Origin of the sequence: Pontibacter sp. BAB1700, assembly GCF_000277005.1 — a bacterium.
Lineage (GTDB): Bacteria > Bacteroidota > Bacteroidia > Cytophagales > Hymenobacteraceae > Pontibacter > Pontibacter lucknowensis.
In genome coordinates this window covers 1-5,192 of record NZ_AKIS01000072.1, presented here as the reverse complement: position 1 = coordinate 5,192, position 5,192 = coordinate 1, and the positions used below count along the sequence as shown (strand labels likewise).

Below are 5,192 nucleotides of genomic sequence, written 5' to 3'. Positions count from 1 at the left end.
CTCGTCTTTTAGCAGATTAGGCTCGATAGAAGAGATGCGGAAGCGATCTATACCTTCTACTTTGTCAAGTTCCTGTACCAATCCGTAAAAGGTCTCCACACGTTCCCCATCCTGCAAACCGAAGTCGCCTGTGTTTACACCTGTGAGCACGATCTCTTTCACACCCGACTCAGCTATTTCATTGGCAGAGCGTACTACATTGGCGATGCTATCGGAGCGGCTGTTGCCACGGGCCAGCGGAATGGTGCAGAAGGTACAGGAGTAGTCGCAGCCGTCCTGCACTTTAAGGAAGGTGCGCGTACGGTCGCCAAAAGAGTAGGAGTTGTGGAAGGTGTTTGCTTCGCTGATGGCGCTGGCGTATACCTGTGGATGCTCCTTCTTCTCGAATGTCTCGAGGATGTCTACCAACTGAAATTTCTCAGCGGCCCCCAATACGGCATCCACGCCGGGAATCTCGCTGATCTCTTTCGGTTTAAGCTGCGCATAACAGCCCACGATCGTTATAAATGCGTTAGGAGAGTGCTTTTGTGCCTCCTTTACGATCTTACGGCACTTCTTATCTGCATTGTCAGTGACAGAGCAGGTATTGATCACGTATATGTCAGGCGTATCGGTAAACTCCACCTTCTCAAAACCGCGCTCCTGGAAAATTCTTCCGATCGTGCTGGTTTCAGAGTAGTTAAGCTTACAGCCCAGTGTATAAAATGCTACCTTTTTCATAATCAGGGTGCAAAGATACGAATTTAAATTTTGAATAAGTTAGTAGAGGCCTATGTAACCAGTGCTGTTAATCAGCATTTTAACTGGCCAGCCTAATTTTTTACACGCAACGCCTTTGCCTATACCCATCGCTCTTTCTATTTTCTGACGAAGTCTTCAAAGGAGTATTGCATATAGGCTTTCCCCAGTTCGATCTGTTCGGGCGTTACACCCTTGCCCTTGATGATAGGCTTTTTGGCCACATTATCGTAGGACAGCACTTTGCCGGGGGTAATAAAAGTAAAGCCGTCCCTGAAAACATAGAATGCAAAGGGATAATCACTTGGCGCCAGCAGGTTGCGTCCCCACTTGAAGTCCTGGTGTGGCAGGTCCAACTGGTAGAGCAGGGTAGTGGCAATGTCAGTCTGGCTGCCAATGGTGGAAACGGTTCGTCCTTTGTCCGCCAAAGCGCCTCCTGTCAGAATGAAAGGTATGCGAAACTTGGTGCTTCTATAGTTCGGATCATCATAAGGCAGTGGATGTCCATGGTCGGCTACCAGTACAACCAGGGTCGAGTCCCACCAGGGTTGCTTCCGGGCCTGCTTCATGAATTGCCCCAATGCCCAATCGGTATAGTAAACTGAGTTTTTGAATTTGTCACTGATTTTGTTTCCTTTAAATTTAGCAGGTATAGGAATTTCGAAAGGCTCGTGGCTGCTCAGGGTATAGACTGTGCTAAAGAAAGGCGCCTTTTCCTGATTAAGGTCCTGAAGCACACGCTCAAACAACACATGGTCATGCGCGCCCCACTTGGAATTATAGCTCTCAGCCGGGAAATCATGCTTGTCAATCAGTCGGTCATACTTTCCGTTTTGCAGGTATGAGCGTATGTTGGCAAACTCCAGTTCTCCTCCATAATAAAATGAAGTGCCATAACCAGCCTTTTTGAATGTCTGACTCAGGTGCGGCAGTTGCTCTGTTTTCTTAGGGTTTTTGATGATCGAAGTAGTCGTCTGCACAGGATAGCCGCTCAGAAGTGCCACCATGCCTTTTTCGCTGCGGTCGCCACTTGAATAAAGCTTCGTAAAAGTGATTCCCTCTTTGGCCAGTTTATCCAGATTAGGGGTAACGCCAGGTCTCCCACCCAAATGCTCCACATACTTGGCAGTATAGCTTTCAAGAATGATGAAAAGCACATTGGGTCGCTCTACGCGAAGAATTCTCTCAGAAGAGTCTGCAGTGGAAGCATAGAGTTCAGCTACTTTGGCAGCGGCCGCTTCATAGTCCATGTACTTGTAAGGGTTGCGCGTCTCTTCGTTATACTTCAGCATGGTGTCCATCAGGTTCCAAGGCATATTGAGACCGGCGTGATTAGCATATGGTTCTCCGAGAAATACACGACACTCTGGTTGATCGGGATTTGCTGCCAGCCACCCCGCATCGGCAGGACCAGGACAGCGGTGAACAACAGCGCAACACCTGCATACTTCAGCTTTGAAAAGTTGAGGTGGTAATTTTTATAATCAAAGGTATAGCGAAAGAGCAATGCAAAAAACAGGCTGGTGGCCAGCGCAATGATGCTCAACAGCAGAATTGGAGCTGCTGCTGCAGAGGCTGCCATTTCGCCTGGTGTGTTCAGGTACAGCATCGGCGTGGAGTCGAGCCGGAAACCCCAGTAGGTATAGAGTTCCAGGTCCACCGCCATCAACACCGACAGCAGCACGAGTATGATATAAGTATAGTAGCGGATAAACTTTCGCACCCGCAGTCCCGGGAAAAGGCAGTAGCCAGAATAGCCAGAAAGGGTATAGCGCTTATATACGAGCTAAAAGAAAGGTCCAGGCGAAGCCCCTTGGCAAAAATAGTCAAAAGGTCGGCCTGCGATAACTCCTGTGTGCGGTTATCATGGTAAAGCAGAAAGGTGGCTCTGGCTGCAACAAAGTACAGCACCCAGAACAGAAAGTAGAGTGGCTGATATAAAAGGCTTCGTATCACGGCTGCAAATATACAACTTATGTATCCTCTCTTAAACGTCAGGTGTTCTATTAAAATTCAGCCTGCTCAGATTATACCGCTACTTATTATATATTGAAGTCGTAATTATAGTAATATAATGAATATGCCCTGTCAAAAACAGGGGGTGTTATTAAATTTTATACTATAAACCAGTGTTACCCCCTAAAAAATAATACCCTATCTGATACAAGCTATCTATTTACTCTATACCTTTGGTGTAAATTTATACCCTAACCTCTTTAACCCATGGCAATTCTTCGATTTAAGGCGCTCGAACTGGTAAGTCAGCGCAAACCGGCAGAGGTAGTGCTGCCATCCAGTAAAATTTCAGAATACTTCGGTGAAAACGTGTTTGGCTTTTCGGCCTGCGTGCCACCATGTCTACGGAGAACTTCAAAAGACTTTGCGCTACGATTGACGCTGGCGAGAAAGTAGACCGAAACCTGGCTGACGCCGTGGCTGCCGCCATGAAGACCTGGGCCATGAGCAAGGGCGCTACGCACTACACACACTGGTTCCAGCCACTGACTGGGGCTACAGCCGAGAAGCATGACTCTTTCTTTGACCTGACCGGAGAGGGCGACCCGATTGAAAGCTTTAAAGGCAGCGCCCTGGTGCAGCAGGAGCCGGATGCTTCTTCTTTCCCGAGCGGCGGTATACGCAATACCTTCGAGGCACGCGGTTACAGTGCCTGGGATCCGTCTTCGCCTGCTTTCCTGATCGAGAATGCCGGCACCCGTACGCTTTGTATACCTACTATTTTCGTTTCCTATACCGGTGAGGCGCTTGATTACAAGACACCTTTACTGAAATCCCTACACCTGCTCAACCAGGCGGCTGTTCCGGTTTGCCAGTATTTCGACAAGGATGTGGTGAAGGTGAACACTACCTTAGGTATAGAGCAGGAGTACTTCCTCGTGGATCGCGCCCTGTATGAGGCCCGTCCCGACCTGGTAATGACTGGTCGTACCCTTTTCGGGCATGCGCCTGCCAAAGGCCAGCAGCTGGAAGACCACTATTTTGGTTCTATCCCTAGCCGCGTGCACTCTTTCATGGTAGATTTCGAAAAGTCGGCCCTGAAGCTGGGTATACCTTTGCGCACCCGCCACAACGAGGTTGCTCCAAACCAGTTTGAGTGTGCTCCAACCTTTGAAGACGCCAACCTGGCCGTAGACCACAACCAGCTCCTGATGGACATCATGGACCGTGTGGCTGAGCGCCATGGCTTTAAAGTATTGCTTCACGAGAAGCCTTATAAAGGTGTTAACGGCAGCGGCAAGCACAACAACTGGGCTATGAGCACCAACACAGGTGTGAACCTGCTCTCACCTGGAAAGAAACCAAAGGAAAACCTGCAGTTCCTGACTTTCTTTATTAACACAGTCATGGCTGTGCACAAGCACGCCGACCTGCTGCGTGCCAGCATCGCTTCTGCCAGCAACGACCACCGACTGGGTGCTAACGAAGCGCCTCCTGCTATCATGTCGGTATTTGTGGGCCAGCAACTGACGGCGGTACTGGAAGAGCTGGAGCGCACTGCCAAAGTGCCGATGGAGAAAGGCGACAACATGTACCTGAAGCTAGGTATAGACAAGATCCCGGAGATTCTTCGCGATAACACCGACCGCAACCGTACCTCTCCATTTGCCTTCACGGGTAATAAGTTCGAGTTCCGTGCTGTGGGCTCTTCTGCAAACAGTTCTTCTTCAATGACGGTGCTCAACACCATCGTAGCCGATCAGCTGATCGACTTCCGTGTGGCAGTGGATGACCTGATCGATAACAAAGGCATGAAGAAGGAACTGGCCATTATCCAAGTACTTCGTGAGTATGTGGCTGCTTCCAAGGCTATTCGTTTCGAAGGCAACGGTTACTCTAGAGAGTGGGAGGAAGAGGCAGCCAAGCGCGGACTTTCTAATATCAAATCTACGCCACGTGCACTGGATGTATACCACCGCGAGGAGGTGCAAGACCTGTTTACCCGTCATGCCATCTTTAGCAGAGTTGAAATTGCCGCTCGTCATGAGATCCTGCTGGAAGATTACATCAAGAAGATTCAGATCGAGTCGCGTGTGATGGGTGACCTTGCCTTTAACCACGTGATACCGACGGCAGTTGCTTACCAGAACAAGCTGATCCAGAATATCCGTGGTTTGAAAGACCTGGGCCTGGAAGATGAGTATACCGAGTCCACGCTGGACTCCATCAAGCGTATTTCGCGTCATATTAAGACGATCCAGACCAATGCGGTGGACATGATCCAGCAGCGGAAGGTTGCCAACAAGATGGAGGATGTGCGGGAGAAGGCGATTTTCTATAATGAGAAAGTAATGCCTTATTTTGAAGCGATCCGTACCAGCGTAGACAAGCTGGAACTGATGGTGGATGATGAAGATTGGCCACTGGTGAAGTACCGCGAGCTGATGTTCAGACGCTAACTAAAAGAGCACCTAATTGAGGTAGTCTCTTTTTAGGTT

3 protein-coding genes and 1 pseudogene are annotated in these 5,192 nt (G+C 49.2%); 1 reads left to right on the top strand and 3 read right to left on the bottom strand.

Going from position 1 to position 5,192, the window contains the following annotated elements:
- From O71_RS09175 to O71_RS23210, 3 genes are all read right to left on the bottom strand, one after another.
- On the bottom strand, nt 1–720 hold a 720-nt coding region (locus O71_RS09175), incomplete at its 3' end, for a radical SAM protein (protein WP_007655803.1).
- A gap of 137 nt (nt 721–857) precedes the next feature.
- Nucleotides 858–2,054 carry an LTA synthase family protein gene (locus O71_RS09170; protein WP_081490474.1) on the bottom strand — a complete coding sequence of 399 codons (1,197 nt, stop codon included), beginning with the start codon at nt 2,052–2,054 and terminating at the stop codon, nt 858–860.
- Nucleotides 2,039–2,461, bottom strand: coding sequence for a hypothetical protein (locus tag O71_RS23210; RefSeq protein ID WP_007655794.1), 423 nt, complete (start codon nt 2,459–2,461; stop codon nt 2,039–2,041). The genes O71_RS09170 and O71_RS23210 overlap by 16 nt, the downstream gene beginning before the upstream one ends.
- Before the next feature lie 500 nt (nt 2,462–2,961).
- Between O71_RS23210 and O71_RS09165 the strand changes: the two are divergent.
- Nucleotides 2,962–5,153 (top strand): annotated as a pseudogene (locus tag O71_RS09165) (glutamine synthetase III).
- Nucleotides 5,154–5,192 lie beyond the last annotated feature (39 nt).

Bases quoted from the DNA above. Each gene is read 5' to 3' on its own strand.
- O71_RS09170 (WP_081490474.1), bottom strand. From the start codon at position 2,054: ATGCCTTGGAACCTGATGGACACCATGCTGAAGTATAACGAAGAGACG.